General features: G+C 59.2%; 28 protein-coding genes and 1 tRNA gene. 2 read left to right on the top strand and 27 right to left on the bottom strand.

Translation table 11 applies throughout. The annotated features are described in order from the left end of the window. Positions 1-97 precede the first annotated feature (97 nt). From AC1Q6D_RS32285 to trmJ, 21 genes are all read right to left on the bottom strand, one after another. Positions 98-889: an amidohydrolase gene (locus tag AC1Q6D_RS32285; RefSeq protein ID WP_103405817.1), complete on the bottom strand. Its 792-nt coding sequence runs from the start codon at positions 887-889 to the stop codon at positions 98-100. Continuing rightward, positions 877-2025: a pyridoxal phosphate-dependent aminotransferase gene (locus tag AC1Q6D_RS32290; RefSeq protein ID WP_103405818.1), complete on the bottom strand. Its 1149-nt coding sequence runs from the start codon at positions 2023-2025 to the stop codon at positions 877-879. Before AC1Q6D_RS32290 ends, AC1Q6D_RS32285 begins: the two co-directional genes overlap by 13 nt. 145 nt (positions 2026-2170) lie before the next feature. Further along, on the bottom strand, positions 2171-3640 hold the full coding sequence (gene der, locus AC1Q6D_RS32295; RefSeq protein ID WP_103405819.1) for a ribosome biogenesis GTPase Der: 1470 nt from the start codon (positions 3638-3640) through the stop codon (positions 2171-2173). A gap of 216 nt (positions 3641-3856) precedes the next feature. Then, entirely contained in the window at positions 3857-5008 is a 1152-nt protein-coding gene (bamB, locus tag AC1Q6D_RS32300; RefSeq protein ID WP_103405820.1) for an outer membrane protein assembly factor BamB, read from the bottom strand. Next, the gene (locus AC1Q6D_RS32305) at positions 5001-5642 is read right to left on the bottom strand and encodes a tetratricopeptide repeat protein (RefSeq protein WP_090467297.1); all 642 of its coding nucleotides are present in this window, start codon (positions 5640-5642) and stop codon (positions 5001-5003) included. Before AC1Q6D_RS32305 ends, bamB begins: the two co-directional genes overlap by 8 nt. Before the next feature lie 41 nt (positions 5643-5683). Then, positions 5684-6973 carry a histidine--tRNA ligase gene (gene hisS, locus AC1Q6D_RS32310; protein ID WP_103405821.1) on the bottom strand — a complete coding sequence of 430 codons (1290 nt, stop codon included), beginning with the start codon at positions 6971-6973 and terminating at the stop codon, positions 5684-5686. A 38-nt stretch (positions 6974-7011) separates the two neighbouring features. Continuing rightward, on the bottom strand, positions 7012-8121 hold the full coding sequence (gene ispG / locus AC1Q6D_RS32315) for a flavodoxin-dependent (E)-4-hydroxy-3-methylbut-2-enyl-diphosphate synthase (RefSeq protein WP_103405822.1): 1110 nt from the start codon (positions 8119-8121) through the stop codon (positions 7012-7014). Positions 8122-8124: 3 nt separating this feature from the next. Then, positions 8125-9156: a RodZ domain-containing protein gene (locus AC1Q6D_RS32320; RefSeq protein ID WP_103405823.1), complete on the bottom strand. Its 1032-nt coding sequence runs from the start codon at positions 9154-9156 to the stop codon at positions 8125-8127. Further along, positions 9156-9914, bottom strand: a complete 759-nt coding sequence (gene pilW, locus AC1Q6D_RS32325; protein WP_103405824.1) for a type IV pilus biogenesis/stability protein PilW — start codon at positions 9912-9914, stop codon at positions 9156-9158. The genes AC1Q6D_RS32320 and pilW overlap by 1 nt, the downstream gene beginning before the upstream one ends. A 12-nt stretch (positions 9915-9926) precedes the next feature. After that, positions 9927-11075 (bottom strand): dual-specificity RNA methyltransferase RlmN, encoded by a 1149-nt coding sequence (rlmN, locus tag AC1Q6D_RS32330; RefSeq protein ID WP_047538092.1) that lies wholly within the window; start codon positions 11073-11075, stop codon positions 9927-9929. Between the two features lie 28 nt (positions 11076-11103). Continuing rightward, positions 11104-11529 carry a nucleoside-diphosphate kinase gene (gene ndk / locus AC1Q6D_RS32335; protein ID WP_047538089.1) on the bottom strand — a complete coding sequence of 142 codons (426 nt, stop codon included), beginning with the start codon at positions 11527-11529 and terminating at the stop codon, positions 11104-11106. Between the two features lie 92 nt (positions 11530-11621). Beyond that, a complete protein-coding gene (gene iscX / locus AC1Q6D_RS32340) occupies positions 11622-11822 on the bottom strand; it encodes a Fe-S cluster assembly protein IscX (protein ID WP_047538086.1) in 201 nt (66 codons plus the stop codon). A gap of 14 nt (positions 11823-11836) precedes the next feature. Then, entirely contained in the window at positions 11837-12178 is a 342-nt protein-coding gene (gene fdx, locus AC1Q6D_RS32345) for an ISC system 2Fe-2S type ferredoxin (RefSeq protein WP_047538082.1), read from the bottom strand. A 2-nt stretch (positions 12179-12180) separates the two neighbouring features. Beyond that, entirely contained in the window at positions 12181-14043 is a 1863-nt protein-coding gene (gene hscA, locus AC1Q6D_RS32350; RefSeq protein ID WP_103405825.1) for a Fe-S protein assembly chaperone HscA, read from the bottom strand. 51 nt (positions 14044-14094) lie between these two features. After that, positions 14095-14616 (bottom strand): co-chaperone HscB, encoded by a 522-nt coding sequence (gene hscB, locus AC1Q6D_RS32355; RefSeq protein WP_103405826.1) that lies wholly within the window; start codon positions 14614-14616, stop codon positions 14095-14097. A gap of 8 nt (positions 14617-14624) precedes the next feature. Further along, positions 14625-14948 carry an iron-sulfur cluster assembly protein IscA gene (gene iscA, locus AC1Q6D_RS32360; RefSeq protein ID WP_003227904.1) on the bottom strand — a complete coding sequence of 108 codons (324 nt, stop codon included), beginning with the start codon at positions 14946-14948 and terminating at the stop codon, positions 14625-14627. Between the two features lie 34 nt (positions 14949-14982). Beyond that, entirely contained in the window at positions 14983-15369 is a 387-nt protein-coding gene (gene iscU, locus AC1Q6D_RS32365) for a Fe-S cluster assembly scaffold IscU (protein WP_028620148.1), read from the bottom strand. Positions 15370-15557: 188 nt separating this feature from the next. Next, entirely contained in the window at positions 15558-16772 is a 1215-nt protein-coding gene (locus tag AC1Q6D_RS32370; protein ID WP_047538066.1) for an IscS subfamily cysteine desulfurase, read from the bottom strand. 50 nt (positions 16773-16822) lie between these two features. Next, positions 16823-17314 (bottom strand): Fe-S cluster assembly transcriptional regulator IscR, encoded by a 492-nt coding sequence (iscR, locus tag AC1Q6D_RS32375; protein WP_003227911.1) that lies wholly within the window; start codon positions 17312-17314, stop codon positions 16823-16825. Positions 17315-17498: 184 nt separating this feature from the next. After that, complete coding sequence (cysE, locus tag AC1Q6D_RS32380; protein ID WP_103405828.1) at positions 17499-18275, bottom strand: serine O-acetyltransferase; 777 nt, start codon at positions 18273-18275, stop codon at positions 17499-17501. A gap of 2 nt (positions 18276-18277) precedes the next feature. Then, complete coding sequence (trmJ, locus tag AC1Q6D_RS32385) at positions 18278-19048, bottom strand: tRNA (cytosine(32)/uridine(32)-2'-O)-methyltransferase TrmJ (protein ID WP_047538063.1); 771 nt, start codon at positions 19046-19048, stop codon at positions 18278-18280. 146 nt (positions 19049-19194) lie between these two features. On the opposite strand from trmJ, the gene suhB reads away from it, so the two are divergent. Beyond that, entirely contained in the window at positions 19195-20013 is an 819-nt protein-coding gene (gene suhB / locus AC1Q6D_RS32390; RefSeq protein WP_047538060.1) for a type III secretion system regulator SuhB, read from the top strand. A gap of 211 nt (positions 20014-20224) precedes the next feature. On the opposite strand, the gene AC1Q6D_RS32395 is transcribed toward suhB, so the two are convergent. From AC1Q6D_RS32395 to queA, 6 genes are all read right to left on the bottom strand, one after another. Next, a complete protein-coding gene (locus tag AC1Q6D_RS32395; RefSeq protein ID WP_047538056.1) occupies positions 20225-20776 on the bottom strand; it encodes a glycine zipper 2TM domain-containing protein in 552 nt (183 codons plus the stop codon). Positions 20777-20896: 120 nt separating this feature from the next. Further along, positions 20897-21811 carry a protein translocase subunit SecF gene (gene secF, locus AC1Q6D_RS32400; RefSeq protein ID WP_047538052.1) on the bottom strand — a complete coding sequence of 305 codons (915 nt, stop codon included), beginning with the start codon at positions 21809-21811 and terminating at the stop codon, positions 20897-20899. Between the two features lie 9 nt (positions 21812-21820). After that, a complete protein-coding gene (gene secD, locus AC1Q6D_RS32405) occupies positions 21821-23689 on the bottom strand; it encodes a protein translocase subunit SecD (RefSeq protein WP_090467291.1) in 1869 nt (622 codons plus the stop codon). Between the two features lie 63 nt (positions 23690-23752). Then, a complete protein-coding gene (gene yajC / locus AC1Q6D_RS32410) occupies positions 23753-24091 on the bottom strand; it encodes a preprotein translocase subunit YajC (protein ID WP_007916913.1) in 339 nt (112 codons plus the stop codon). Positions 24092-24134: 43 nt separating this feature from the next. Continuing rightward, positions 24135-25250 carry a tRNA guanosine(34) transglycosylase Tgt gene (gene tgt / locus AC1Q6D_RS32415; RefSeq protein ID WP_161793961.1) on the bottom strand — a complete coding sequence of 372 codons (1116 nt, stop codon included), beginning with the start codon at positions 25248-25250 and terminating at the stop codon, positions 24135-24137. Positions 25251-25264: 14 nt separating this feature from the next. After that, positions 25265-26329, bottom strand: coding sequence for a tRNA preQ1(34) S-adenosylmethionine ribosyltransferase-isomerase QueA (queA, locus tag AC1Q6D_RS32420; protein WP_047538040.1), 1065 nt, complete (start codon positions 26327-26329; stop codon positions 25265-25267). Positions 26330-26437: 108 nt separating this feature from the next. Here queA and AC1Q6D_RS32425 point away from each other — a divergent pair. Next, positions 26438-26522, top strand: a tRNA-Leu gene (locus tag AC1Q6D_RS32425). The last annotated feature ends 169 nt before the right edge of the window (positions 26523-26691 follow it).

A 26691-nucleotide genomic window follows, 5' to 3' on the forward strand; every position in this document is an offset into this window, starting at 1 on the left:
AACCGCGGGCCCTTTTTTTGCCTGCTGGTATTGTGCTGTCTGAACCGGCCCCTTCGCGGGCAAGCCCGCGAAGGGGCCAGGTCAGGCGACGACGAACTCAGGTGAACTCGAAAGTATCGGCATCCAGATTCGCCGGAAACCGCGTGCGATACGCCGCCAGTTCCGCCGCATCGAGTACCACCTTGAACACCCCGTCAGCCTCACCGGCACTGAGCAGTGTCTCACCCTGGAAATCCAGCACCTGGCTGTCACCGGTATACGCGAAGCCTTTGCCGTCCGTACCGACACGATTCACCGCCGCCACGTAGCACAGGTTTTCGATGGCCCGCGCCGGCAGCAAGCGGTTCCAGTGCTGGCGTCGTGCACCCGGCCAGTTGGCGGTGTATAGCAACAGGTCAGTGTCCTGGGCATCGCGACTCCACACCGGGAAGCGCAGGTCGTAGCAAATCAACGGCCGCACGCGCCAGCCCTTGAGTTCGAACTGCACCTGACGCTCGCCGGGGGTGTAGTGGTGATGTTCACCCGCCATGCGGAACAGATGGCGCTTGTCATAGTGCAACACCTCACCGTCCGGCCGCGCCCACAACAGGCGATTGCGATGGCTGCCATCGGCCGCCTGAATGATGACGCTGCCCGTGATCACCGCGTCGAACTTCGCCGCCTGAACCCGCAGCCATTTGCTGGTAGGGCCGTTTTCCGCTTCAGCGAGGGTCTCGGATTCCATCGAGAACCCGGTGGTGAACATCTCTGGCAGGATAATAAGGTCTGCACCTTGGGCCTGTTCCAGCAGCGATTCGAAATGCTCCAGGTTGGCCTTGCGGTCATGCCAGGCCAGGGAAGTCTGGATCAGTGCGATGTTCAGATTCGCAAGCACACTCAGATCACGCATAGTTTTTCCGCTGCTTCACGCAGGGTCTCCTCACGTTTGGCAAAGCACAGTCGCACCAGGCGCTGGCCTTCGGGTGGCGTCTGGTAGAACACCGAGATCGGAATACTTGCCACACCATGTTCGCGGGTCATCCACAAGGCCATTTCGACGTCGTTGAGGTCCGGACGGATCTGCGAGTAATCGACCAGCTGAAAATAAGTGCCTGTCACCCGGGTGAAACTGAAACGCGACGGTGCGAGCAAATCGCAGAACAGATCACGCTTGGCCTGATAGAAACCCGGCAGCTCTTCGATGTGCTCCGGATGCTCGGCCATGTAATCGGCCAAGGCGTATTGCAGTGGCGTAACACCGCAGAAACTGACGTACTGATGCACCTTGCGCAGCTCTGCAGTCAGGGCCGGCGGCGCGACGACATAACCGGTTTTCCAGCCGGTGACGTGATAAGTCTTGCCGAATGAGCTGACCACGAATGCACGCTGATACAGCTCTTCATGGGCCAGCACGCTGACGTGTGGCACGCCGTCGTACACAAGGTGTTCGTAGACCTCGTCGCTGACGAGGTAGATGTCGCGATCACGGATCAACGCCGCCAACTGATCCAGCTCGGCGCGGCTGATCAAGGCACCGCTGGGGTTGTGCGGGGTATTGAGAATGATCATTCGCGTACGCGGGCTCAGCGCAGCGGCGAGCTTGTCGAAGTCGATGCTGAAATCGTCCAGCCCCAGCTGTACGTGAACACAACGACCACCCGCCAACTCAACCGAAGGCTCGTAACTGTCATAAGCCGGATCGAACACGATGACTTCGTCACCGTTGTGGATAACGGCCTGGATAGCGCAGAAAATCGCCTGGGTCGCACCGGGAGTGACGGTCACTTCGTTGTCGGCATCGATGTTGACGCCATAGCTACGGGCGATCTTGGCCGCGATCTGCTGACGTAGCGCAGGCAAACCGGTCATTGGCGAATACTGGTTGTGGCCATTGGCAATATGCCGACCAACCGCGTCGCAAAGGGCTTGCGGGGCATCGAAATCGGGAAAACCCTGGGACAGGTTGATCGCCCCGGTCTGCGCCGCGAGCTGAGACATCTGAGTGAAAATAGTGATGCCGACATTCGGCAGCTTACTGGTGATCATCGGTGGGCCCCTGCAGGTGAGCTGCAAGTTTCAAGCGACAAGCCGCAAGCGGTCAAGCCTCAAACCATCAGGCACAAAAAAGGGCCCTTAACAGGCCCCTTTTTGGTTTTGACTTGAAGCTTGCAGCGTGTAACTCAGGGCTGCCTTAGCGCTTGTCGCGGCGCTTCTTGTCGGCTTTCTTGTGGTGCGACATCAAACGACGCTTCTTGTTGACCTGACGGTCGGTGAGCGAGTTCTTGTTGCCTTCGTACGGGTTCTCGCCGCCCTTGAACTCGATGCGGATCGGCGTACCGACCAGCTTGAGCACACGACGGTAAGTGTTTTCCAGGTAACGGACGTAGGACTTCGGCACCTTTTCGATCTGGTTACCGTGAATCACGATGATCGGCGGGTTCGCGCCACCCAGGTGGGCATAACGCAGCTTGATCCGACGGTTGTTCACCATCGGTGGCGCATGCTCACCGACCGCGTCTTCCAGAATCTGGGTCAGGCGGTTGGTTGGCCAGCGAGTGACCGCAGACTTGAACGAGTTCTGTACCGACGCGTAGAGGTTGCCCACGCCGGTGCCGTGCAGCGCCGAGATGAAGTGGATGTCGGCGAAGTCGACGAAGAACAGACGACGTTGCAGCTCGACTTTCACGAAGTCGCGCTCGCTCGGCGTCATGCCGTCCCACTTGTTGATCGCGATGACCAGCGCACGACCGGCTTCAAGGGCAAAGCCCAGCAGGTTGAGGTCGTGATCGACCACGCCTTCGCGGGCGTCCATCACGAAGATCACCACGTTGGCGTCTTTGATCGCTTGCAGGGTTTTGACCACGGAGAACTTTTCGACTTCTTCGTGGATCTTGCCGCGCTTGCGCACACCGGCGGTGTCGATCAGCGTGTACTTCTCGTCGTTACGCTCGAACGGGATGTAGATACTATCGCGAGTGGTGCCGGGCTGGTCATAGACGATGACCCGGTCTTCACCGAGCATGCGGTTGACCAGGGTCGACTTGCCCACGTTCGGGCGACCGATGATCGCGATCTTGATCCCGTCTTTTTCGCTCGGACCAGGAATGCGCTTGGCTTCTTCGCCCTCGGCGACTTCCTCTTCCTCGCCTTCTTCCGGCTCTTCTTCGTCTTTCGGGAATTCGCTCAGGGCGATTTCCAGCATCTGGGTGATGCCTCGGCCGTGAGCTCCCGCGATTGGAATCGCGTGGCCCATGCCCAACGGAGCGAATTCGGCGCGGGCCATTTCAGGGTCGATGTTGTCGACCTTGTTGGCAACCACGTAGGAACGCTTGTTACGTTTGCGCAAATGCTCGGCGATCATCTGGTCGGCGGCGGTAAAACCGGCCTTGGCATCTACCAGAAACAACACAACATCCGCTTCTTCGATGGCCAGCAGCGACTGCTCGGCCATTTTTTCGTCCATACCATGCTCGTCACCGGAGATACCGCCGGTGTCGACCAGAATGTAGGAACGCCCTTGCCACTTGGCCTCACCGTATTGGCGATCACGGGTCAGACCGGACAAGTCGCCGACAATGGCGTCACGAGTCCTGGTCAGGCGGTTGAACAAGGTGGACTTGCCGACGTTCGGTCGGCCCACCAGGGCGATTACGGGAACCATGCGGCTCTCCACTTCGTTATTTCAGAAAATACAAAAGCCGCTGCGAGGCAGCGGCTGGTGCTCGGGGCAATCACTGTAGGAGCGGACTGTTCGCGAAAAACGCAAAAACATCGCGTTTTTTCAGACAGAAAACGTAATCGTTGACGTCCATCGCGAGCAGGCTCGCCCCTACAAGTGAAGCAGCCTGGGGGGTTAACCCCAAGCATAGTCAAACCGTTACTTAATGGTCAGGGCTTCCAGTTTGCCGCTGTTGCCATATACATAAATCGTGTCACCCACCACCAGCGGACGGGCACGCAGGCCGTCGCTGTCGATGCGCTCGCGGCCGACAAAACGACCGTCCACCTGACTCAGCAGGTGCAGGTAACCTTCCAGGTCACCCACTGCAACGTAGCTGGAGAACACTTCAGGAGCCGACAGCTGACGACGAGCCAACGAATCGTTGCTCCACAAGGCCGTGGTGGAACGCTCGTCGACGCCTTCGACAGTGCCCGAAGACAGACTCACGTAGAGACTGCCGAAGCCCTGGGCAACACCAGCATAGCTGGAAGCATCACGCTGCCACAGCTGGCGACCGCTTTGCAGGTCTAGCGCAGCAACGCGCCCCTGGTAGCTCGCGACGTAGATCGTCTCGCCGGACAACAGCAAGCCGCCGTCGATGTCGACCACGCGCTCCAGCTCCGAACGGCCCTGCGGGATCGCTACACGCTGCTCCCAAACCGGCACGCCGTTGGAAATGTCGAGAGCGACCACTTTACCGGTCGACAGACCAGCCACCGCGAGGCGGTTGGTCACGATCGGGGCACTGGTGCCACGCAGGGTGAGTACCGCCGGAGTGCTGTCATACAACCAGCGCTGGCTGCCGGTTGTGGCATCCAGACCGATCAGACGGTCGTCCTGAGTCTGGACCACAACCACATCACCGTTGTTGGCCGGCGGTGCGAGCACTTCGCTGGACACGCGAGCGTGCCATTTCTCTTCGCCGTTGATGGCGTCCAGGGCAACGATTTCACCCTTGAGCGTACCGATCGTCAGCAGACCGTAACCCACGCCAACAGCGCCGGAAACAGGCAGTTCGAGATCTTTCTTCCATTTGACGTCGCCGGTGTGGCGATCCATCGCAATCACTACACCAGTGACATCGGCGGCATAAATGGTATCGCCATCGATCGCCGGAACCAGCATGTTGTAGGTTTCGCCCTGACCGTCACCGATCGAACGGCTCCACTGCTTTTTCAGAACCACTTCTTCTTTGAAGTCAGTCAATTCGGCCGGTGGCAATTCTTTCTTGCTGTTGCTGCTGCAACCCGCGGCCAACAGGGCCAGAGCCAGCAATGCTGCATGTTTCCAACGGATCACGTCACGCATCCCCTTTAGCCAGGTCGTCCAGCTTGATTTGTAGGCCACCGACCGCCGCTTCATCCGACAGTGCCGCCTTGGCTTTTTGATACGCCGCGTACGCTTCATCGGTACGACCCAACTGCACCAGCAGGTCGCCCTTGAGTTCTTCACGAGTGGCCAGGAACGCTTTGTCGGCATCGCCTTCAAGCAGTTTCAGGGCTTCATCGGTCTTGTTCTGCGCGGCCAGCACCTGAGCCAGGCGCTGACGGGCGATTTCGCCCAGTGCCGGATTGGCCGGTTTGGCAACGATGGCTTTCAGTTCGGTGGCTGCGTCATCCAGCTTGCCGCTGTCGACGGCGACTTTCGCCACGAACAGGCTGCCGTACTGCGCGTAAGCGCTACCGCCGAATTCACTGTTGAGCTTGGCAGCCAGGTCCGAGACACGGGCCGCATCAGGCTTGCCGTCAGGCGTCAGCGTGGTTTCCAGCAATTGCTGATAGAGCATGGAGGCGCCTTGCGACTGATTGCTCTGATACTTGTGAAAGGCTTGCCAGCCGAACACGATGACCAGCGCCAACAGGCCACCAGTAACCAGGGGCTTGCCGTTGCGTGACCACCAGTCCTTCAAATCCGCCAGCTGTTCGTCTTCGGTACTCGACACCCCAATACTCCTTAATCGCTAAATCGGCTGTTTAGACAGCTTCAACCCTGCACGATGCAGGTGGCCAGGTGTGCAGCAAGCGCATCCCAGGCAATGCTTTGTTGTTCGCCCTGGCCACGCAGGGGTTTGAAACCTACCACTTGCTGGGCCATCTCGTCGTCACCGAGGATCAGTGCATACAGCGCACCGCTCTTGTCGGCTTTCTTGAACTGGCTTTTGAAGCTGCCGGCACCGGCATTCACTTGCAGGCGCAGGTTGGGCAACTGATCACGAACCCGCTCGCTCAACGCCAGGCCAGCCAGCTCGGCGGCTTCACCGAAGGCGCAGAGGTAGACGTCGACCTGGCGGGAGATCTCTTCCGGAATCTGCTCCAGGGTTTCCAGCAACAAGACCAGACGCTCGATGCCCATTGCAAAACCAACGCCCGCCGTCGGCTTGCCGCCCATCTGCTCGACCAGGCCGTCGTAACGACCACCCGCACACACGGTGCCCTGGGCGCCGAGTTTGTCGGTGACCCATTCGAAAACGGTCTTGCTGTAGTAATCCAGCCCGCGAACCAGCTTCGGGTTGATCACGTAAGGAATGCCGGCGGCGTCCAGGCGAGCCTTCAGGCCCTCGAAGTGCACGCGGGACTCTTCGTCCAGGTAGTCGGCCATTTTCGGCGCATCGACCAGGATCGCTTGTGTCTCGGCGTTCTTGGTATCGAGCACGCGCAGCGGGTTGGTCTTGAGGCGACGCTGGCTGTCTTCGTCCAGCTTGTCCAGGTGAGCGGACAGGAACTCGACCAGTGCTTCGCGATAACGCCCACGGGACTCGCTGGTGCCCAGGCTGTTGAGCTCGAGCTTGACCGCGTCACGGATACCCAGCTCGCCCCACAGGCGCCAGGTGAGCACGATCAGCTCGGCATCGATGTCCGGACCATCGAGGTTGAACACCTCGACGCCAATCTGGTGGAACTGACGATAACGGCCTTTCTGCGGACGCTCGTGGCGGAACATCGGACCGATGTACCACAGCTTCTGCACCTGGCCACCACCGGTGATGCCGTGCTCGAGCACCGCACGCACACAGGCTGCCGTGCCTTCCGGACGCAGCGTCAGGGAGTCGCCGTTACGGTCGTCGAAGGTGTACATCTCTTTTTCGACGATGTCGGTCACTTCACCGATGGAGCGTTTGAACAGCTCGGTGAACTCGACGATCGGCATGCGGATCTGCTTGTAGCCGTAGTTATCCAGCAGACGCGAAACGGTGCCCTCGAAGTGACGCCACAGAGGGGTCTGTTCGGGCAGGATGTCGTTCATGCCACGAATGGCTTGCAGAGACTTGCTCACATTAAATCCTTAAATTCCGTTCGGCTCTTTGGTCGGACTCAGCCACGCGCAATGACGGCAGCGTCAGCTTCGACCTTTTCGGCCGCTTTCTCGCGGATCAAGCGTTCGAGCTGATCCACGAGATTGTCATTCGTCAGTTTCTGCGACGGCTTGCCGTCGATGTAAATCAGGTTTGGCGTGCCGCCGGTCAAGCCGATATGGGCTTCCTTGGCTTCACCGGGCCCGTTGACCACGCAACCGATGACCGCAACATCCAACGGCACCAGCAGGTCTTCAAGACGCCCTTCCAGCTCGTTCATGGTTTTAACCACATCGAAGTTCTGCCTCGAACAACTCGGGCAGGCGATGAAGTTGATGCCACGGGAACGCAAGTGCAGGGATTTGAGAATGTCGTAGCCGACTTTCACTTCCTCGACCGGATCAGCCGCCAACGAGATGCGAATAGTATCGCCAATCCCTTCGGCGAGCAGCATACCGAGGCCCACGGCAGATTTCACTGTGCCGGAACGCAAACCACCCGCTTCGGTGATCCCCAGGTGCAACGGCTGGACGATTTCCTTGGCCAACAGGCGGTAGGCTTCGACGGCCATGAACACATCGGACGCTTTCACGCTGACCTTGAAGTCCTGGAAATTCAGGCGTTCGAGGTGTTCAACGTGGCGCAAGGCAGACTCAACCAGTGCTGCGGGCGTCGGCTCGCCGTATTTTTTCTGCAGGTCTTTTTCCAGGGAACCGGCGTTTACGCCGATGCGAATCGGAATTCCGCGATCACGGGCGGCATCGACCACGGCACGCACGCGATCTTCGCGGCCGATGTTGCCCGGGTTGATCCGCAGGCAGTCAACGCCCAGCTCGGCGACACGCAGCGCGATACGGTAGTCGAAATGGATATCGGCAACCAACGGCACCTTGACCAGTTGCTTGATTTTGCCGAAGGCCTCGGCAGCGTCCATGTCCGGCACCGAGACCCGCACGATGTCGACACCGGCTGCTTCCAGACGATTGATCTGTGCAACGGTGGCCGCGACGTCATTGGTGTCGCTGTTGGTCATGCTCTGCACAGCGATTGGCGCATCACCGCCAACCGGTACGTTACCGACCCAGATCTTGCGCGATTCGCGACGTTTGATTGGAGATTCGCCGTGCATGACTTATTGACCCAACTTCAGGCGAGCAGTCTCGCCACTGGTGAATGGAGCAACATCAACTGGCTGGCCGTTGTAGCTCACCTGAGCGCCACGGGCGTAGCCCAGGCGTACGGAAAACGGCGGTTTGCCGCTGACGGAAACGCTATCGCCTTTACGCTTGAGGCCGCTCAACAACACCTTGCCGGTGCCATCGCTCACTTGCGTCCAGCAATCGGCCGTGAATTGCAGTTGAACCTGGCCCTGGCCAGCGACCGGGGCAACCGCTGGAGCTGCAGGCGCCGGGGTGCTTGGGACGTTCGGCGCGGTCACGGCAGGAGCTGGTACGGCGGGCACTGCCGGCGCCGGGGTCGCAGGAGTGACAACAACCGGAGCCGTGGCGTGCGCAGGTGCAGCTGGCACAGGAGTGGCCGGCGCTACCGCAGGTGCGGTCGCTTGAGCCTCGGCCGGTGCTGGCGCCGACGTATCGGCCTGCGGCAACGCAAGAGCGGTTGCGCCTTCAGCCTGGCCTTGCGCGACGGCCTGGTCTTCCGGCTCGTCCAGTGGATGAATCTGGGTGGTGCCGTCAGCGCCTTCGACTTCCACGTGCTCCGGGCTCAGGCTGACCAGATCCTTGGTGTGCATTGAGGTCTGATCCTGCCACCAGACAAAACCGCCGCCAATCACTGCGATCAGCAACAGCAGACTGACAATTCGCAAGATGGTGTGGGAAACACGGACTGGCTCTTCGATGCGACCCAGGCTGTGAACGTTACTGCCCTGGGAGTCGGTGCCGGTGGACTGGTCGAACTGCTGGACCAGAACGGCCTGATCCATCCCCAACAACTTGGCATAGGCGCGAATATAGCCGCGAGCAAAGGTATGCCCGGGCAGCTTGTCGAAAGCGCCGGCTTCCAGATTACTCAGGGAATTGACGGTGAGGTTGAGCTTGAGGGCCACTTCGGCCAGCGACCAGCCATTGCTTTCGCGGGCCTGGCGCAGGGTCTCACCGGGATTCACGCGATTCGCTGCTACAACTTCGGGATGCGCCGCTTTCATCATTGCTCCGACAGGTATTGCTGATATTCCGGTGTACCGGGATAGAGTCGTTTAAGTTGCAGGCCCGCACTGGCGGCCTTGTCGCGATCTTCAAACACTTTTGCCAGTCGAACGCCGAGCAATAGACTACGTGCATTTTGCTCGGTGAGCAGGCTAAAACGGTCGTAATAGTCACGCGCGGGCACATAATGCCTGTCTTCGTAAGACAACTCAGCCATTTCCAGCAATGCGCGAGGCTGCTGATGGTTCAAGCGCAGGGCTTTCTCCAGTTGTTGCTGGGCCAAATCACGCTGGCCAAGCATAGAAGCCGTCATGCCAAGGTTCTCGAACACACGCGAACGCTCAGGATACAGCGTATCGGCCGCAGCCTGCTCAAAGCGCTCATAGGCGTCCTTGTAGCGTTTCTGCTCGAAAAGAAAACTGCCGTAGTTATTGAGGATTCGCGCATCGGCGGGGCGGGATGACAGCGCCTTGCGAAAATGCTGGTCGGCCAGTTCCGGTTCCATTTCAGCCTGGAATACCAGGCCCAGCGCCGCGTTGGCGTCCGGGTCCGCGTCATCCAGCTCCAGCGCTTTCTTCAGCGGTATTTTCGCTCGCTCGGTCATGCCCTGCTGCAAATAGCCGATCCCGAGCTGCACATAGGCCTCACGCGCTTCATCACGGCCCTTGCTGGTCTTCATGGGATTGTAATCGCCCGAAAGAACACAGCCAGCGCACAGGCTGGCCAACAGCAAAAGCAGCGCAAAGCGCAGGGACATAGAGATCCTCTCTTAGTTGTTGTTCGCGGCGTTCTGCGCCATATCGTTGTCGGCGCTCAACTCGCGCACGGCGATATAACGTTCGCTGCGACGGGTGCGATCCAGCACCTGCCCTACCAATTGACCACAGGCCGCGTCGATGTCTTCACCACGGGTGGTGCGGACAGTGACGTTGAAACCGGCGTGATGTAGCTGATCCTGGAACCGGCGAATGGCGTTGTTGCTCGGTCGCTCGTACCCGGAATGCGGGAACGGGTTGAACGGAATCAGGTTGATCTTGCACGGAATGTTCTTCAGCAACTCGATCATCTCGACCGCGTGCTCGACCTTGTCGTTAACGTCCTTGAGCAAGGTGTACTCGATGGTCAGCACGCGCTTTTCGCCCAGGGACGACATGTAGCGCTGGCACGACTCGAGCAGCATCTTAAGCGGATACTTCTTGTTGATCGGCACCAATTGGTTACGCAATGCGTCATTCGGTGCGTGCAGGGACAACGCCAGGGAGACGTCGATGTGCTTGGACAGCTCATCGATCATCGGCACCACGCCCGAGGTGGACAGGGTCACTCGGCGCTTGGAAATGCCATAGCCCAGGTCATCCATCATCAGATGCATGGCGGCAATGACGTTGTCGAAGTTCAGCAGCGGCTCACCCATGCCCATCATCACCACGTTGGTGATGGCACGGTCGACGGTCGCCGGGACGCTGCCAAAGGATTTGTTGGCAATCCACACCTGGCCGATCACTTCGGCGGCGGTGAGGTTGCTGTTGAAGCCTTGCTTGCCGGTGGAGCAGAAACTGCAATCCAGGGCACAGCCTGCCTGGGACGAAACGCACAAAGTGCCGCGCTTGCCCTGGGGAATGTACACGGTCTCGACGCAGCTGCCGGACGCCACGCGCACGACCCACTTACGGGTACCGTCGCTGGAGATGTCCTCGCTGACCACTTCCGGACCGCGAACCTCGGCAACAGCCTTGAGCTTCTCGCGCAGGGCCTTGCTGACATTCGTCATGGCGTCGAAATCATCGACGCCAAAGTGGTGAATCCATTTCATTACCTGACCGGCACGGAAACGCTTCTCCCCGATTGAGTCGAAGAATTTTTCCATTTCCTGTTGAGTCAGACCCAGCAGGTTGGTTTTAACAGTCGATGTAGTCATGGATTCACCTTCACTCTTAAGCCAATGCTTAGCGAGTGGTTACTTCAGTAGCTGCGAAGAAGTATGCGATTTCGCGAGCAGCAGCGGCTTCGGAGTCCGAACCGTGTACAGCGTTAGCGTCGATGGATTCAGCGAAGTCAGCACGGATGGTACCGGCAGCAGCTTCTTTAGGGTTGGTAGCGCCCATCAGCTCACGGTTGCGAGCGATAGCGTTTTCACCTTCCAGAACCTGAACAACAACCGGACCGGAGGTCATGAAAGCAACCAGGTCACCGAAGAAACCGCGCTCGCTGTGCTCAGCGTAGAAGCCTTCAGCTTCGGCTTTCGACAGTTGCTTCATTTTCGAAGCTACAACGCGCAGGCCAGCTTCTTCGAAACGGGAAACGATCTTGCCGATCACGTTTTTAGCAACGGCGTCAGGCTTGATGATGGAGAAAGTACGTTGAACAGCCATGGTGTAACTCCAGAAACGGTAATTTGCGAAAAATTAAACCCGCGAATTATACGCGGGTTCTTGGGTATTGCCTAACTGCGTACGGCGCAGACTTAATCTGCTTCTTCGATCCAGGCGGCCTGAATGGCTTCAAGCACCTTCTCACCACCGCGGGTCGGATCATCACTGAACTCCGGCAATGCCAGCACCCATTTGTGCAGATCGACGAAGTTCACGTAACGCGGGTCCACTTCCGGCCTGGATTCGGCCAGCTGGATCGCGATTTCCAGCACATCAACCCATTTCAGACTCATTTCATTTCCTTGAATCAGTGCGGCGCTTCGGCCGCATGGTTGAGCGAGTATTTTGGAATTTCGATGGTCAGGTCTTCAGTCCCGACTCGCGCCTGACAGGCCAGGCGCGATTGAGCTTCCAGCCCCCAAGCCTTGTCAAGGTAGTCTTCTTCCAGCTCATCAGCCTCTTCCAGCGAGTCGAAGCCTTCACGGATCAGGCAATGACAAGTGGTACAGGCGCAGACGCCACCACAGGCGCTTTCCATCTCGATATGGTGCTCATGAGCCAGTTCGAGGATGGACGTGCCAGTCTCAGCCTCCACAACCATACCGTCCGGGCAAAACTTTTCGTGTGGCAGAAAAATGACCTGCGGCATCGTTATTCCTCAATCTCATTCAGGTTGCGCCCCGCCAGCGCGGCTTTCACCGTCGAGTCCAGGCGGCGGGCAGCAAAGGCATCGGTCACTTGCGACAGACGCTTGGTCTGCTGCTCGATGGCGTAACCATCGGTCCCTTTCATCAGTTCGGTCAGTTCCTGCACCTGTGCATCGATGACCAGGCGCTCTTCAGCATCGAGCAAGCGGTCGCCGTCGGCCTCCAAGGCAGCCTGCACCGCCTCGATCAGGCGCTGGGCATCGACCTGCTGCTCACGCAGTACGCGGGCGACTTTGTCGTCATTGGCGTGCTGGAACGAGTCCTTGAGCATCTTGGCGATTTCGCCATCGGTCAGACCGTAAGACGGCTTGACCTGAATGCTGGCCTCGACGCCCGAACCCAGTTCGCGCGCAGAAACACTCAGCAGACCATCGGCATCAACCTGGAACGTCACGCGAATTTTCGCCGCACCGGCCACCATCGCCGGAATACCGCGCAGTTCGAAACGCGCCAGGGAACGGCAGTCGCTGATCAGCTCGCGCTCACCCTGCAGCACATGGATCGCCATGGCCGACTGGCCATCCTTGTAAGTCGTGAAGTCCTGGGCGCGGGCGACAGGGATGGTGGTATTCCGAGGAATCACCTTCTCCATCAAGCCGCCCATGGTCTCCAGTCCCAGGGACAACGGAATCACGTCCAGCAGCAGCAATTCGCCACCATCGCGCTTGTTGCCGGCCAACGTATCCGCCTGGATCGCAGCACCGATGGCCACCACTTGATCCGGATCGATTTCAGTCAATGGCTGACGACCGAAGGCCTCGGCGACCGCTTCACGAACACGAGGCACACGAGTCGAACCACCGACCATGACCACCGCGTGCACTTCTTCCAGCTCGACGCCGGAATCGCGAACGGCGCGACGGCAGGCCTTCAGGCTGCGGGCGACCATTGGTTCGATCAGCGCATTGAACGCTTCCCGGGTCAGCTCGGTTTTCCAGTCGCCATAGGCAACCTCAACGGACGAAGCATGAGTCAGCGCCTCTTTTGCGGCGCAAGCCGTTTGCAGCAAGTTACGTTGCGCGCCCGGATCAAGGTCGGCAGACAAGCCGGCATTCTCGATGATCCAGCCAGCGATCGCATGATCGAAGTCATCGCCGCCCAGAGCGCTATCGCCCCCAGTCGCCAGAACTTCGAACACACCGCCGGTCAGGCGCAGAATCGAAATATCGAAGGTGCCGCCGCCCAGGTCATAAATAGCGACCAGGCCTTCAGCATGCTGATCCAGACCGTAAGCGACCGCCGCAGCCGTCGGCTCATTGAGCAAACGCAGCACGTTCAGACCGGCCAGTTTGGCCGCATCCTTGGTGGCTTGGCGCTGAGCGTCGTCGAAATAGGCCGGAACGGTGATCACCGCGCCCACCAACTCGCCACCCAGGGTCGCCTCGGCACGCTGGCGCAGGACCTTGAGGATATCGGCAGAGACTTCAACCGGACTTTTAGGGCCCTGGATTGTGTCGATGAACGGCATGTGCGATTCGCCACCGACGAAGCGGTACGGCAGCTGGTCGCCCAATTGCTTGACGTCGGACAGACCACGACCCATCAAGCGCTTGACCGACAGCACAGTGTTCAAAGGATCGGTAGCGGCAGCCAGTTTGGCGGATTCGCCAACTTCGACGCGATCGGCGTGATAGCGCACGGCGGAAGGCAGGATAACCCGCCCCTCTGCGTCAGCCAAAGGCTCGGAAAGACCACTGCGCAACGCAGCGACCAGCGAATTGGTAGTGCCCAAGTCGATCCCCACAGCCAGACGACGCTGGTGCGGTTGAGGACTTTGGCCGGGTTCGGCGATCTGCAGTAGGGCCATCGTAATCAGGACTTATCTGTATATCAGGCGTGCGACCGGAGCGGCACTGGGTTAATCGTCGAGGCGCTCTTCTAACTGGCGCACTTCGTAGGTGAGCTTGTCGAGGAACTGCATGCGCCGCATCAGGCGTTCGGCCTTTTCACGTTGCACGGCATCGTTCCAGCAAGCTGCGAAGCTTTGGTTCAGCTCATCCTGGGCAGCTTTCAGGCGGCGTTTGAAGGCGGCAACGCCATTCAGGTCTGCACTGTCCTGCAAGTCTTCGAGCTCTTCACGCAGCTCCATTTGCTGCAGAAGAAACTCCGGATCATGCACCGTGACCTCCAGCGGCAGCTCGCCACCATTCAAGGCGAGCAAGTATCGCGCGCGCTTGGGTGGACTCTTGAGCGTCTGGTAGGCCTCGTTGAGGCTCGCGGATTGCTCTAGCGCCAGCCGCTGCTCACGCTCGGAAGCGTCGGCAAAGCGGTCCGGATGAACGCCGCGCGCCAACTCACGGTAGCGCGTAGCCAGCTGATCGAGATCCAGATTGAAACTCGGTTGCAGCTCAAATAATGCGAAATGACAAGGAGTACCCACGAGCCGCCTCAGATGTTGAAGCTTTCGCCGCAGCCACATTCACCGCGCACGTTGGGATTGTTGAACTTGAAGCCTTCGTTCAACCCTTCCTTGACGAAATCGAGCTCGGTGCCGTCCAGGTAGGCCAGGCTTTTCGGGTCGATGATCACTTTCTCGCCGTGACTTTCGAACACCTGATCCTCCGCAACCACCTCGTCGACAAACTCCAGCACGTAGGCAAGGCCGGAACAGCCTGTAGTGCGAACACCCAGACGAATCCCCTCACCTTTGCCGCGCCCGTCGAGGGAGCGTCGCACGTGTCGAGCAGCCGCTTCTGTCATGCTGATAGCCATCGGTGACTCCTTACTCGTCGCCAAATCTTGAAAGTCAGATCAAGCCTTTCTTCTGCTTGTAGTCGCGAACGGCCGCCTTGATGGCGTCTTCAGCGAGCACGGAGCAGTGAATTTTCACTGGCGGCAGGGCCAGTTCTTCAGCCAGCTGAGTGTTCTTGATGGTTTCCGCTTCGTCCAGGGTCTTGCCCTTCATCCACTCGGTGGCGAGGGAGCTGGAAGCGATTGCCGAACCGCAACCGTAGGTCTTGAACTTGGCATCTTCGATGATGCCGGCTTCGTTGACCTTGATCTGCAGGCGCATCACGTCGCCGCACGCCGGCGCGCCGACCATGCCGGTGCCGACATCAGGATCTTCCGCGTCCATCTTGCCGACGTTGCGCGGGTTTTCGTAGTGGTCGATGACCTTTTCGCTGTAAGCCATGATTCAATCCTCACTCATCAGAGAGTCGCTCTTCAGACCCTGTAAAAACTACTGCGCTCGGTAATCCTGCGTCAAAAACAGGCTCGGACTGCTCATTTACAACCAGTAAACTCCGCATCCTCGCCTGTTTTTTCCTTGTCTTCCCTTCGCTCGCTACGTTTTTACAGTGTCTGCTAACGGCGATTTAATTAGTGTGCCGCCCACTCGATTTTCGAAATGTCGACACCGTCTTTGTACATATCCCACAGCGGCGACAGTGCGCGCAGCTTGGTAACGGCCTCGCAGACTTTCTGCGCGGCGTAGTCGATTTCTTCTTCAGTGGTGAAACGGCCGAAGGTGAAACGGATCGAGCTGTGCGCCAGTTCGTCGTTGCGGCCCAGGGCGCGCAGTACGTACGAAGGCTCAAGCGATGCCGAGGTGCAAGCCGAACCGGACGAAACCGCCAGATCCTTGAGCGCCATGATCAGCGACTCGCCTTCAACATAGTTGAAGCTCAGGTTCAGGTTGTGCGGAACGCGGGCGGTCAGGCTGCCGTTGACGTACAGCTCTTCCAGGTGCTCGACCTGCTTGAAGAAACGGTCGCTCAGGGCCTTGATGCGCACGTTCTCGGCGGCCATGTCTTCCTTGGCCACACGGAATGCTTCACCCATGCCGACGATCTGGTGGGTCGCCAGGGTACCCGAACGCATGCCGCGCTCGTGACCGCCGCCGTGCATGGCCGCTTCGATGCGAACACGCGGCTTGCGGCTCACATACAGGGCGCCGATGCCTTTAGGGCCGTAGGTTTTGTGGGCGGAGAACGACATCAGGTCGACTTTCAGCTTCTGCAGGTCGATATCGACCTTGCCGGTGGACTGAGCAGCGTCGACGTGGAACAGGATGCCCTTGGAACGGGTCAGCTCGCCGATGGCGGCGATGTCGTTGATGGTGCCGATTTCGTTGTTCACGTGCATGACCGAAACCAGGATGGTGTCGTCGCGCAGCTCGGCTTCGATCATCTCTGGCGTGATCAGGCCGTCGGTGCGAGGCTCGATGTAGGTGACTTCGAAGCCTTCACGCTCCAGTTGGCGCATGGTGTCGAGGACAGCCTTGTGCTCAATCTTGGTGGTGATCAGGTGCTTGCCTTTGGTGGCGTAGAAATGCGCCGCGCCCTTGATTGCCAGGTTGTCGGATTCGGTGGCACCGGAAGTCCAGACGATTTCGCGCGGGTCAGCGTTGACCAGATCGGCCACCTGACGACGAGCGTTTTCGACGGCCTCTTCAGCTTTCCAGCCAAACACGTGGGAACGGGACGCCGGGTTACCGAAGTTCCCGTCGACCAGCAGGCATTCACTCATTTTTTGCGCGACACGCGGATCAACCGGGGTAGTCGCAGAGTAATCAAGGTAAATCGGCAATTTCATGGACTATCTCCTAAATCAGGCTGGCTGGCGCGCCGTTGGCTCTCTGGCTGTCATTCGACGGCGGACGCTTCAATCTTGTCCAGGCGTGGCGCCTTGCTGTTGCAACGGCGTTGATCCTGGCGCTGGGCTACTTCTTGTACCTCACGGCGAGTCACAAGGTCAGCCAAGCTGATACCGCTCAGAAATTCGTGAATCTGCAAGCTCAGGTCGCACCACAGGTGGTGAGTCAGGCAGGTATCGCCCGAATGGCAATCACCCTGCCCCTGGCATTTGGTGGCGTCGACCGATTCGTTTACCGCATCGATCACCTGGGCGACCTGAATGCCCTGCATGTCGCGCGACAGCTGGTAGCCGCCGCCAGGACCACGGACGCTGGACACCAGATTGCTGCGGCGCAATTTGGCAAAAAGCTGTTCGAGGTAGGACAGGGAGATGCCTTGGCGCTCGGAGATATCGGCCAGGGACACGGGCCCGTGCTGCGCGTGCAACGCCAGGTCAAGCATGGCGGTCACGGCGTATCGGCCTTTTGTAGTCAGTCGCATGGACAATTACCACGGAGTTCGGAATGGGGCGAGTATGCAATTCCTGAGTATTTAAGTCAACTATAAGACCTAGTACTTTAGTCAGGTTTACCCGCAAAAGAGCGCGCGCATCATAGCAGGGTCTGCGACCCAATGGCACACCGCTTAGCGCTGTGCCACTGCCTATTTGCGACCCGCCGCGGAATCAGCTGGCCTGACTCTGGTTCTTGTCCTTCACGCAGGCGAAATCTTCTTCGCGCAGCTCGGGCAAGTCCTTGGCACAGTAATTACTGCCCAGATCCTTCAGCGCCCCGCACATCCCCTCCAGACGCCCATCCACCGCCTGCAGGTGATCGAGCAACTGGTTGATGGCACGCGCCACCGGGTCCGGCATGTCCTCGCTGACACCGTAGGCATCGAAACCGATCTTCTCGGCCATCGCCTTGCGCCTGGCGTCCTGCTCTTCATCGGACTTGACGATGATCCGCCCCGGAATCCCGACCACGGTCGCACCCGCCGGAACAGCCTTGGTGACCACGGCGTTGGAACCGACCTTGGCCCCCGCACCCACGGTGAACGGGCCCAGCACCTTGGCACCGGCGCCCACCACTACCCCATCCTCGAGAGTCGGGTGCCGCTTGCCCTTGTTCCAGCTGGTGCCGCCGAGGGTCACACCTTGATAGATCGTGACGTCATCGCCGATTTCAGCCGTTTCACCGATGACGATGCCCATGCCATGGTCGATAAAGAAGCGACGACCCACCCTGGCGCCCGGATGAATCTCGATCCCGGTCAACCAGCGCCCGAAGTTCGACACCAGCCGCGCCAGCCATTTCAGGTCCGCGCGCCACAACATCGAAGACAGGCGATGGATCCAGATAGCGTGCATGCCCGGGTAGCAGGTCAGGACTTCAAAGGCGTTACGCGCTGCCGGATCACGATGGAAAACACTCTGGATATCTTCACGCAAACGCTCGAACATCATTAATCCTTCCGTTTCAGAAGCTCGCCACGGGCCGCTTTTTGGGTTTCCGTGAGGATGCCACGCAAAATATTCATTTCCGCCCGGCTGACCGAGCTGCGTCCGTATAACCGGCGCAGGCGCGCCATCAAGTGCCGTGGCTTTTCCGGATCGAGGAACTCAATGGCCACCAGGGTTTGCTCCAGGTGCTCATAGAATCGCTCCAGCTCATCCATGGTCGCCAGCTCAGCGCTTTTGACCGATGCCACCTCTTCCTTCTCGACCTTGGTCGGCTGACCTTGAGCGGCCAGCCAGGCCATGCGCACTTCATAACTCAACACCTGCACCGCCGCCCCAAGGTTCAGCGAGCTGAACTCAGGGTCTGAGGGGATGTGCACGTGATAATGACATCGCTGCAGCTCTTCATTGGTCAGGCCGGAATCTTCACGACCGAACACCAAGGCGATCTCGGCGCCTTGCGCAGCCTCCTCAACCACTTTCGAACCGCATTCGCGAGGATCGAGCAGCGGCCATGGAATACGACGATCACGCGCACTGGTGCCCAGCACCAGATTGCAGCCGACCAAGGCATCTTCCAAAGTGGCGACGACTTGCGCTTTTTCAAGGATGTCACCGGCACCGGAGGCACGGGCGTCGGCCTCGTGATGGGGGAACAGCCGCGGTTCAACCAGCACCAGCCGCGACAGACCCATGTTCTTCATGGCTCGCGCAGCCCCGCCGATATTGCCCGGATGGCTGGTATTGACCAGCACGACACGAATGTTTTGCAGCAAGGGAGGCGCTCTCGAACACTGGATTAAGGAGCGGAATCTTACAGCTCATCCTACCGTTAAGCCACGAAAGCGAACGTTGACCTTCACCTGTAGAAACTTTCTGATAGAATGCCCGGCTTTCTTTAACAACCTTAGGTGACACATCCATGCAGCCCATGCTGAATATCGCGCTGCGCGCCGCCCGCAGCGCCAGTGAATTGATCTTCCGCTCCATCGAGCGCCTGGATACCATCAAGGTCGACGAAAAAGACGCCAAGGATTACGTATCCGAGGTGGACCGCGCCGCCGAACAGAAAATCATCGACGCACTGCGCAAGGCCTACCCGAATCACTCGATCAGGGGTGAAGAAACCGGCCTGCACGCCGGCACCGGCATCGAAGGCGAAGAGTACCTGTGGATCATCGATCCGCTGGACGGCACCACCAACTTCCTGCGCGGCATTCCTCACTTCGCTGTCAGCATCGCCTGCAAATACCGTGGTCGCCTGGAACACGCCGTTGTTCTGGACCCGGTTCGCCAGGAAGAATTCACCGCCAGCCGTGGTCGCGGCGCTCAACTGAACGGTCGTCGCCTGCGCGTCAGCGGCCGTACCAGCCTGGAAGGCGCCCTGCTGGGTACCGGCTTCCCGTTCCGTGACGATCAAATGGACAACCTCGACAACTACCTGGGCATGTTCCGCGCCCTGGTGGGCCAGACCGCCGGCATCCGCCGCGCTGGTTCGGCGAGCCTGGACCTGGCCTACGTGGCAGCCGGCCGTTTCGACGCGTTCTGGGAGTCGGGCCTGTCCGAGTGGGACATGGCGGCAGGCGCCCTGCTGATTCAGGAAGCCGGCGGCCTGGTGAGCGACTTCACCGGCGGTCACGACTTCCTTGAAAAAGGCCACATCGTTGCCGGCAACACCAAATGCTTCAAGGCAGTCCTGACGGCCATCCAGCCGCACCTGCCAGCCTCGCTGAAACGCTAAGCGCCCAGCGACAGAGAAAGCACCCTTCGGGGTGCTTTTTTTATGTCTGGAATTCACCCTCAAAGACGCCGCATTAAACCTGAACCCCCGCGTAATCGTTGACGATCATCGCGAGCAGGCTCGCCCCTACAAGGGATGTGGGACAACTCAAGAATCGCGGGCACAAAAAAGCACCCCGAAGGGTGCTTCCTTTCGAATCTGACGCCTGAGCTTATTGGCCCTGCTGATTCTGCGACAAGATCAACTTGCCTTCTTTATCCACAGGAATCTGGTTACCCGGATCGCGATCCATCCGCACCTTGCCTTCCTTGCCATCCAGCGAATAGCGCACGTCGTAGCCCACGACCTTGTCACTGATGTCATTCACCGTATTACAACGGGTTTGGGTTGTGGTGTAGGTGTCGCGCTCCTGCATGCCTTCCTGAACCTTGTTACCGGCGTAACCACCACCGACCGCACCTGCGACCGTGGCGATCTTCTTGCCGGTGCCGCCGCCAATCTGGTTACCCAGCAGACCACCCGCCAAGGCACCGACCACCGTACCGGCGATCTGATGCTGATCTTTCACCGGCGCTTGCCGGGTGACCGTGACGTCCTTGCACACTTCACGTGGAGTCTTGATTTGTGTCTTGACCGGCTCAACGGCTAAAACCTGAGCAAACTCAGGGCCGCTTTTTTTAACCAGGCTGTAGGTGGCCACAGCACCCCCGGCAGTCACACCGACAGCACCCAGTACCGCACCAACCAGCATCGACTTGTTCACATGAACCTCCTGACCATCACCCGCGGAACGTGTCCGCGCTTCTCCCAGCCTTGGAGCACAAAAAAAGGCGCGAGTTCAACTCGCGCCTTTCAGGGCTTGCAACCGGGAAAACGATGGCCGTTATGGACGGTCGTCGACTTCCTTCTCGGTGGCCGCCGGAGGAATCAGATCCTCGGAGTTCAGGTTCAACCAGATCAGCACCACGTTCGCGATGTAGATCGACGAGTAGGTACCCGCCAGAACACCGATGAACAGGGCGATGGAGAAGCCGAACAGGTTATCGCCACCGAAGAACAGCAGTGCCGCGATCGCCAGCAAGGTGGAGATCGACGTCGCCATGGTCCGCAGCAGGGTTTGCGTGGTCGAGATGTTGATGTTCTCGATCAGGCTGGCCTTGCGCAGTACCCGGAAGTTCTCACGAACCCGGTCGAATACCACAATGGTGTCGTTGAGCGAATAACCGATGATCGCCAGTACCGCCGCCAGCACCGTCAGATCGAAGGTGATCTGGAAGAACGACAGGATACCGATGGTCACGATCACGTCGTGGATCAAGGACACGATCGCACCGACCGCAAACTTCCACTGAAAGCGGAATGCCAGGTAGATCAGGATGCCACCCAGCGCCATCAGCATGCCGAGGCCGCCCTGGTCGCGCAGCTCTTCACCCACCTGCGGGCCGACGAACTCGACGCGCTTGACCGTTGCCGGGTTATCGCCGCCAACCTTCTGCAGCGCTTCAGCGACCTGATGACCCAGTTGCGGGTCTTCACCTGGCATACGCACCAGCAAATCAGTCGTCGCACCGAAGCTCTGCACGATGGCCTCGTGGTACCCGGAGGTCACCAGTTGCTCACGCACCTTGGTGACGTCGGCCGGACGCTCGTAGGTCAGCTCGATGAGCGTACCGCCGGTGAAGTCCAGGCCCCAGTTCATGCCCTTGTGGAATACGCTGAAAATGGCCAGCGCACTGAGGAACAATGTGACGCCGAACGCAAAGTTGCGAACGCCCATGAAGTTGATTGTACGTAACATGGCAGCCCCTTAAATCCACAACTTCTTGAAGTCACGACCGCCGAAGATCAGGTTGACCATCGCGCGGGTCACCATGATGGCCGTGAACATCGAGGTAAAGATCCCGAGGGACATGGTCACTGCGAAGCCCTTGACCGGGCCGGTGCCCATGGCAAAGAGAATCCCGCCGACCAACAGTGTTGTCAGGTTGGCGTCGAGAATCGCGGTGAATGCCCGGCCGAAGCCTTCGTTGATTGCCCGTTGTACGGTCATGCCTGCGGCGATCTCTTCACGGATCCGCGAGAAGATCAGCACGTTGGCGTCGACCGCCATACCCATGGTCAAGACGATACCGGCGATACCCGGCAGGGTCAGCGTTGCACCCAGCAGCGACATCAGGGCCAGCAGCAGCACCATGTTCACCGCCAGTGCGACGGTGGCGATGATGCCGAAGAAGCGGTAGATGGCGATGATGAACAGCGAGACGAACAGCATGCCCCACAGCGATGCATCGATACCCTTGGTGATGTTGTCCGCACCCAGGCTCGGGCCAATTGTGCGCTCTTCAGCGAAGTACATCGGAGCGGCCAGACCACCGGCACGCAGCAACAGCGCCAGTTCGGACGACTCGCCCTGGCCGTTCAGGCCGGTGATGCGGAACTGGGCACCCAACGGCGACTGAATGGTCGCCAGGCTGATGATCTTCTTCTCTTCTTTAAACGTTTGTACCGGTACGTCTTTCTCGACGCCGTTGACCATTTGCTTGACGTAAGTGGTCACCGGGCGCTGCTCGATGAAGATCACCGCCATGCTGCGACCCACGTTGCTGCGGGTCGCACGACTCATCAGCTCGCCACCGTGACCATCCAGACGGATGTTCACTTCTGGCGTGCCATGCTCGCCGAAGCCAGCCTTGGCGTCGGTCACCTGGTCACCGGTGATGATCAGGCCACGCTCGATCTGTGCCGGCGGACGCTTGCCTTCACGGAACTCGAAGGTTTCGGAAGTGGCTTTCGAAGCGCCAGGCTCAGCCGCCAGGCGGAATTCAAGGTTGGCCGTCTTGCCGAGGATACGCTTGGCTTCGGCAGTGTCCTGCACGCCCGGCAGCTCAACCACGATACGGTTGGCCCCCTGACGCTGAACGATCGGTTCGGCAACACCCAGCTCGTTGACGCGGTTACGGACCGTGGTCAAGTTCTGCTTGATGGAGTATTCGCGGATTTCCGCCAGCTTGGCCGGGGTCATCGCCAGACGCAGCACCGGTTGGCCATTGAGGTCGGCCGGAACAATGTCGAAATCGTTGAAGTTCTTGCGCACCAGCGCACGGGCCTGTTCGCGGCTCGCTTCATCAGAGAAGCCCAGCTGAATGGCACCGCCCAGTTGCGGCAGGCTGCGATAGCGCAGTTTCTCTTTGCGCAACAGGCTCTTGACGTCGCCTTCGTAGACTTTCAGGCGTGCATCGAGGGCTTTGTCCATGTCCACTTCCAGCAGGAAGTGCACACCACCAGACAAGTCCAGACCCAGCTTCATCGGGTGCGCGCCGAGGTTGCGCAGCCATTGCGGGGTGGTTTGCGCCAGGTTCAGTGCAACGACGTAGTCATCACCCAATGCCTTGCGCACGACGTCCTTGGCAGGCAACTGGTCTTCCGCCTTGACCAGGCGAATCAGACCGCCCTTGCCATTGGCGGCCAGTGTCGCGGCCTTGACGTTGATCCCGGACTCTTTGAGCGCTGTGCTCACACGGTCCAGATCAGCCTGATTGACCTGCAGGGCAGTGCTCGCGCCGCTGATTTGAATCGCCGGGTCATCAGGATACAGATTGGGAGCGGAATAAATCAGACCGACCGCCAGCACCGCCAGGATCAGAATGTATTTCCACAGAGGGTATTTGTTCAGCATCACGCCGCCCGCTTATGACGCGGGGCGCCTTGCGCGCCCCGTCGATTGAGTAGAAGTTGGAACTTAGATCGCTTTCAGCGTGCCTTTTGGCAGCGTGGCGGCGATGGCGCCTTTCTGGAATTTCATTTCGACGGTGTCGGAAACTTCCAGAACGACGAAATCGTCGGCCACTTTAGTGATCTTGCCGGCGATGCCGCCGGTGGTCACAACTTCGTCGCCTTTTTGCAGGCTGCTCAGCAGGTTCTTCTGCTCTTTGGCGCGCTTGGCCTGTGGACGCCAGATCATCAGGTAGAAGATGACCAGGAAGCCGACCAGGAAAATCCACTCAAAACCGCCACCCATTGGGCCGGCAGCGGCCGGTGCGGCAGCGTCAGCCATGGCATTAGAGATAAAAAAGCTCATTTAGCACTCCAGTTGCAAATGTTGAATCTTGGGGTCAGAAAACTCAGTCCAAAGGCGGAACAGGTAACCCGCGTTTGGCGTAGAAGGCATCGACAAAGGCGGCCAATGTACCCTGTTGAATAGCCTCGCGCAAACCAGCCATAAGCACTTGATAATGACGCAAGTTATGGATGGTATTGAGCATGCTCCCCAGCATTTCGCCGCACTTGTCCAGGTGATGCAGATAAGCGCGGGAGAAGTTCTGGCAGGTATAGCAATCGCAGGTCGGATCGAGCGGCGAATCATCATGGCGATGGAACGCGTTTCGGATCTTCAGCACGCCAGTATCAATGAACAGATGCCCGTTGCGGGCATTACGGGTTGGCATCACGCAATCGAACATGTCCACACCGCGGCGCACACCCTCAACCAAGTCTTCGGGTTTGCCAACGCCCATAAGGTAACGAGGTTTGTCAGCCGGCATCATGCCCGGCAGATAATCCAGCACCTTGATCATTTCATGCTTGGGTTCGCCCACCGACAGACCGCCAATGGCCAGGCCGTCGAAGCCGATCTTGTCCAGGCCTTCCAGGGAGCGCATGCGCAGGTCCTGGTGCATGCCGCCCTGAACGATGCCGAACAGCGCCGCCGTGTTGTCGCCATGGGCTTCTTTCGAACGCTTGGCCCAACGCAGGGACAACTCCATGGAAATGCGGGCAACGTCTTCGTCGGCCGGGTACGGCGTGCATTCGTCGAAAATCATCACGATGTCCGAGCCCAGGTCACGCTGAACCTGCATCGACTCTTCCGGGCCCATGAACACCTTGGCGCCGTCGACCGGAGAAGCGAAGGTCACGCCCTCCTCCTTGATCTTGCGCATGGCGCCCAGGCTGAACACCTGGAAACCGCCGGAGTCGGTCAGGATCGGGCCTTTCCACTGCATGAAATCGTGCAGGTCGCCGTGCTTCTTGATCACTTCCGTGCCCGGGCGCAGCCACAGGTGGAAGGTGTTGCCCAGAATGATTTCAGCGCCGATCGCCTCGATATCCCGTGGCAGCATGCCCTTGACCGTGCCGTAGGTGCCCACCGGCATGAAGGCCGGGGTCTCGACGGTACCGCGCGGGAAGGTCAAACGACCGCGACGAGCCTTGCCATCGGTGGCCAGCAGCTCGAAAGACATACGACAGGTGCGACTCATACAGTTTCCTCTGGGCCCGATTCTTTAGGGGCAGTCGGCGCAGGATTACGCGTGATGAACATCGCATCACCGTAGCTGAAAAAGCGGTACCCGTTATCGACGGCAGCCTTGTAGGCCGCCATGGTTTCGGGATAACCGGCGAACGCCGAAACCAGCATCAACAGCGTGGATTCAGGCAAATGGAAGTTGGTGACCAGGGCGTCGACCACATGAAACGGTCGGCCCGGGTAGATAAAGATATCGGTGTCGCCGCTGAACGGCTTGAGCACGCCATCGCGCGCGGCGCTTTCCAGGGAACGCACGCTGGTGGTCCCCACCGCCACCACGCGCCCACCGCGAGCCCGGCACGCGGCGACCGCATCCACCACGTCCTGGCCGACTTCCAGCCATTCGCTGTGCATGTGGTGGTCTTCGATCTTGTCGACACGCACCGGCTGGAAGGTGCCGGCGCCAACGTGCAAGGTCACGAACGCCGTCTCGACGCCCTTGGCGGCAATCGCCTCCATCAGCGGCTGATCGAAATGCAGCCCCGCCGTCGGCGCCGCCACCGCGCCCAGGCGCTGGGCGTACACGGTCTGATAACGCTCGCGGTCCGAGCCTTCATCCGGGCGGTCTATATAAGGAGGCAGCGGCATGTGCCCGACGCGGTCGAGCAGCGGCAACACCTCTTCGGCAAACCCCAGCTCGAACAACGCATCGTGCCGCGCCAGCATCTCGGCCTCGCCGCCACCGTCGATCAGGATCTTCGACCCCGGCTTGGGCGACTTGCTGGAGCGCACATGGGCCAGCACGCGGTGACTGTCGAGCACCCGCTCCACCAGGATTTCCAGCTTGCCGCCGGAAGCCTTCTGGCCAAACAGCCGCGCCGGAATCACCCGGGTATTGTTGAACACCATCAAGTCGCCGGGGCGCAAATGCTCCAGCAAATCAGTGAATTGACGGTGTGCCAGGGCGCCGCTGACCCCATCCAGGGTCAACAGGCGACTATTGCGACGCTCGGCCAAAGGATGGCGGGCAATCAGCGAATCAGGGAGCTCGAAGGTAAAGTCAGCAACGCGCATGATGGGGTGTCGTCTAGCAGGGCCGGGAAGTCTAGCGGAAATATCAAAAATTCTCCATGTACCTGATTGACCGACGGTTATCACCTCTCTATACTTCGCCGCCATTGAGCCCTGATGGCGGAATTGGTAGACGCGGCGGATTCAAAATCCGTTTTCGAAAGGAGTGGGAGTTCGAGTCTCCCTCGGGGCACCAACATTAAGAAAGGTCTTGCTTAGCAAGGCCTTTTTTTTCGCCTGCAATAAAGTGGCTGACACCCCACCAACCTGTGGGAGCCGGCTTGCCTGCTGAACGAGCCCCATGAAAGACAGGACACCGTTTCCCCCTTACGATAAGGGATAGGCAAACGGTTATGTTTATGACT

This window comes from Pseudomonas sp. MT92, assembly GCF_058792515.1.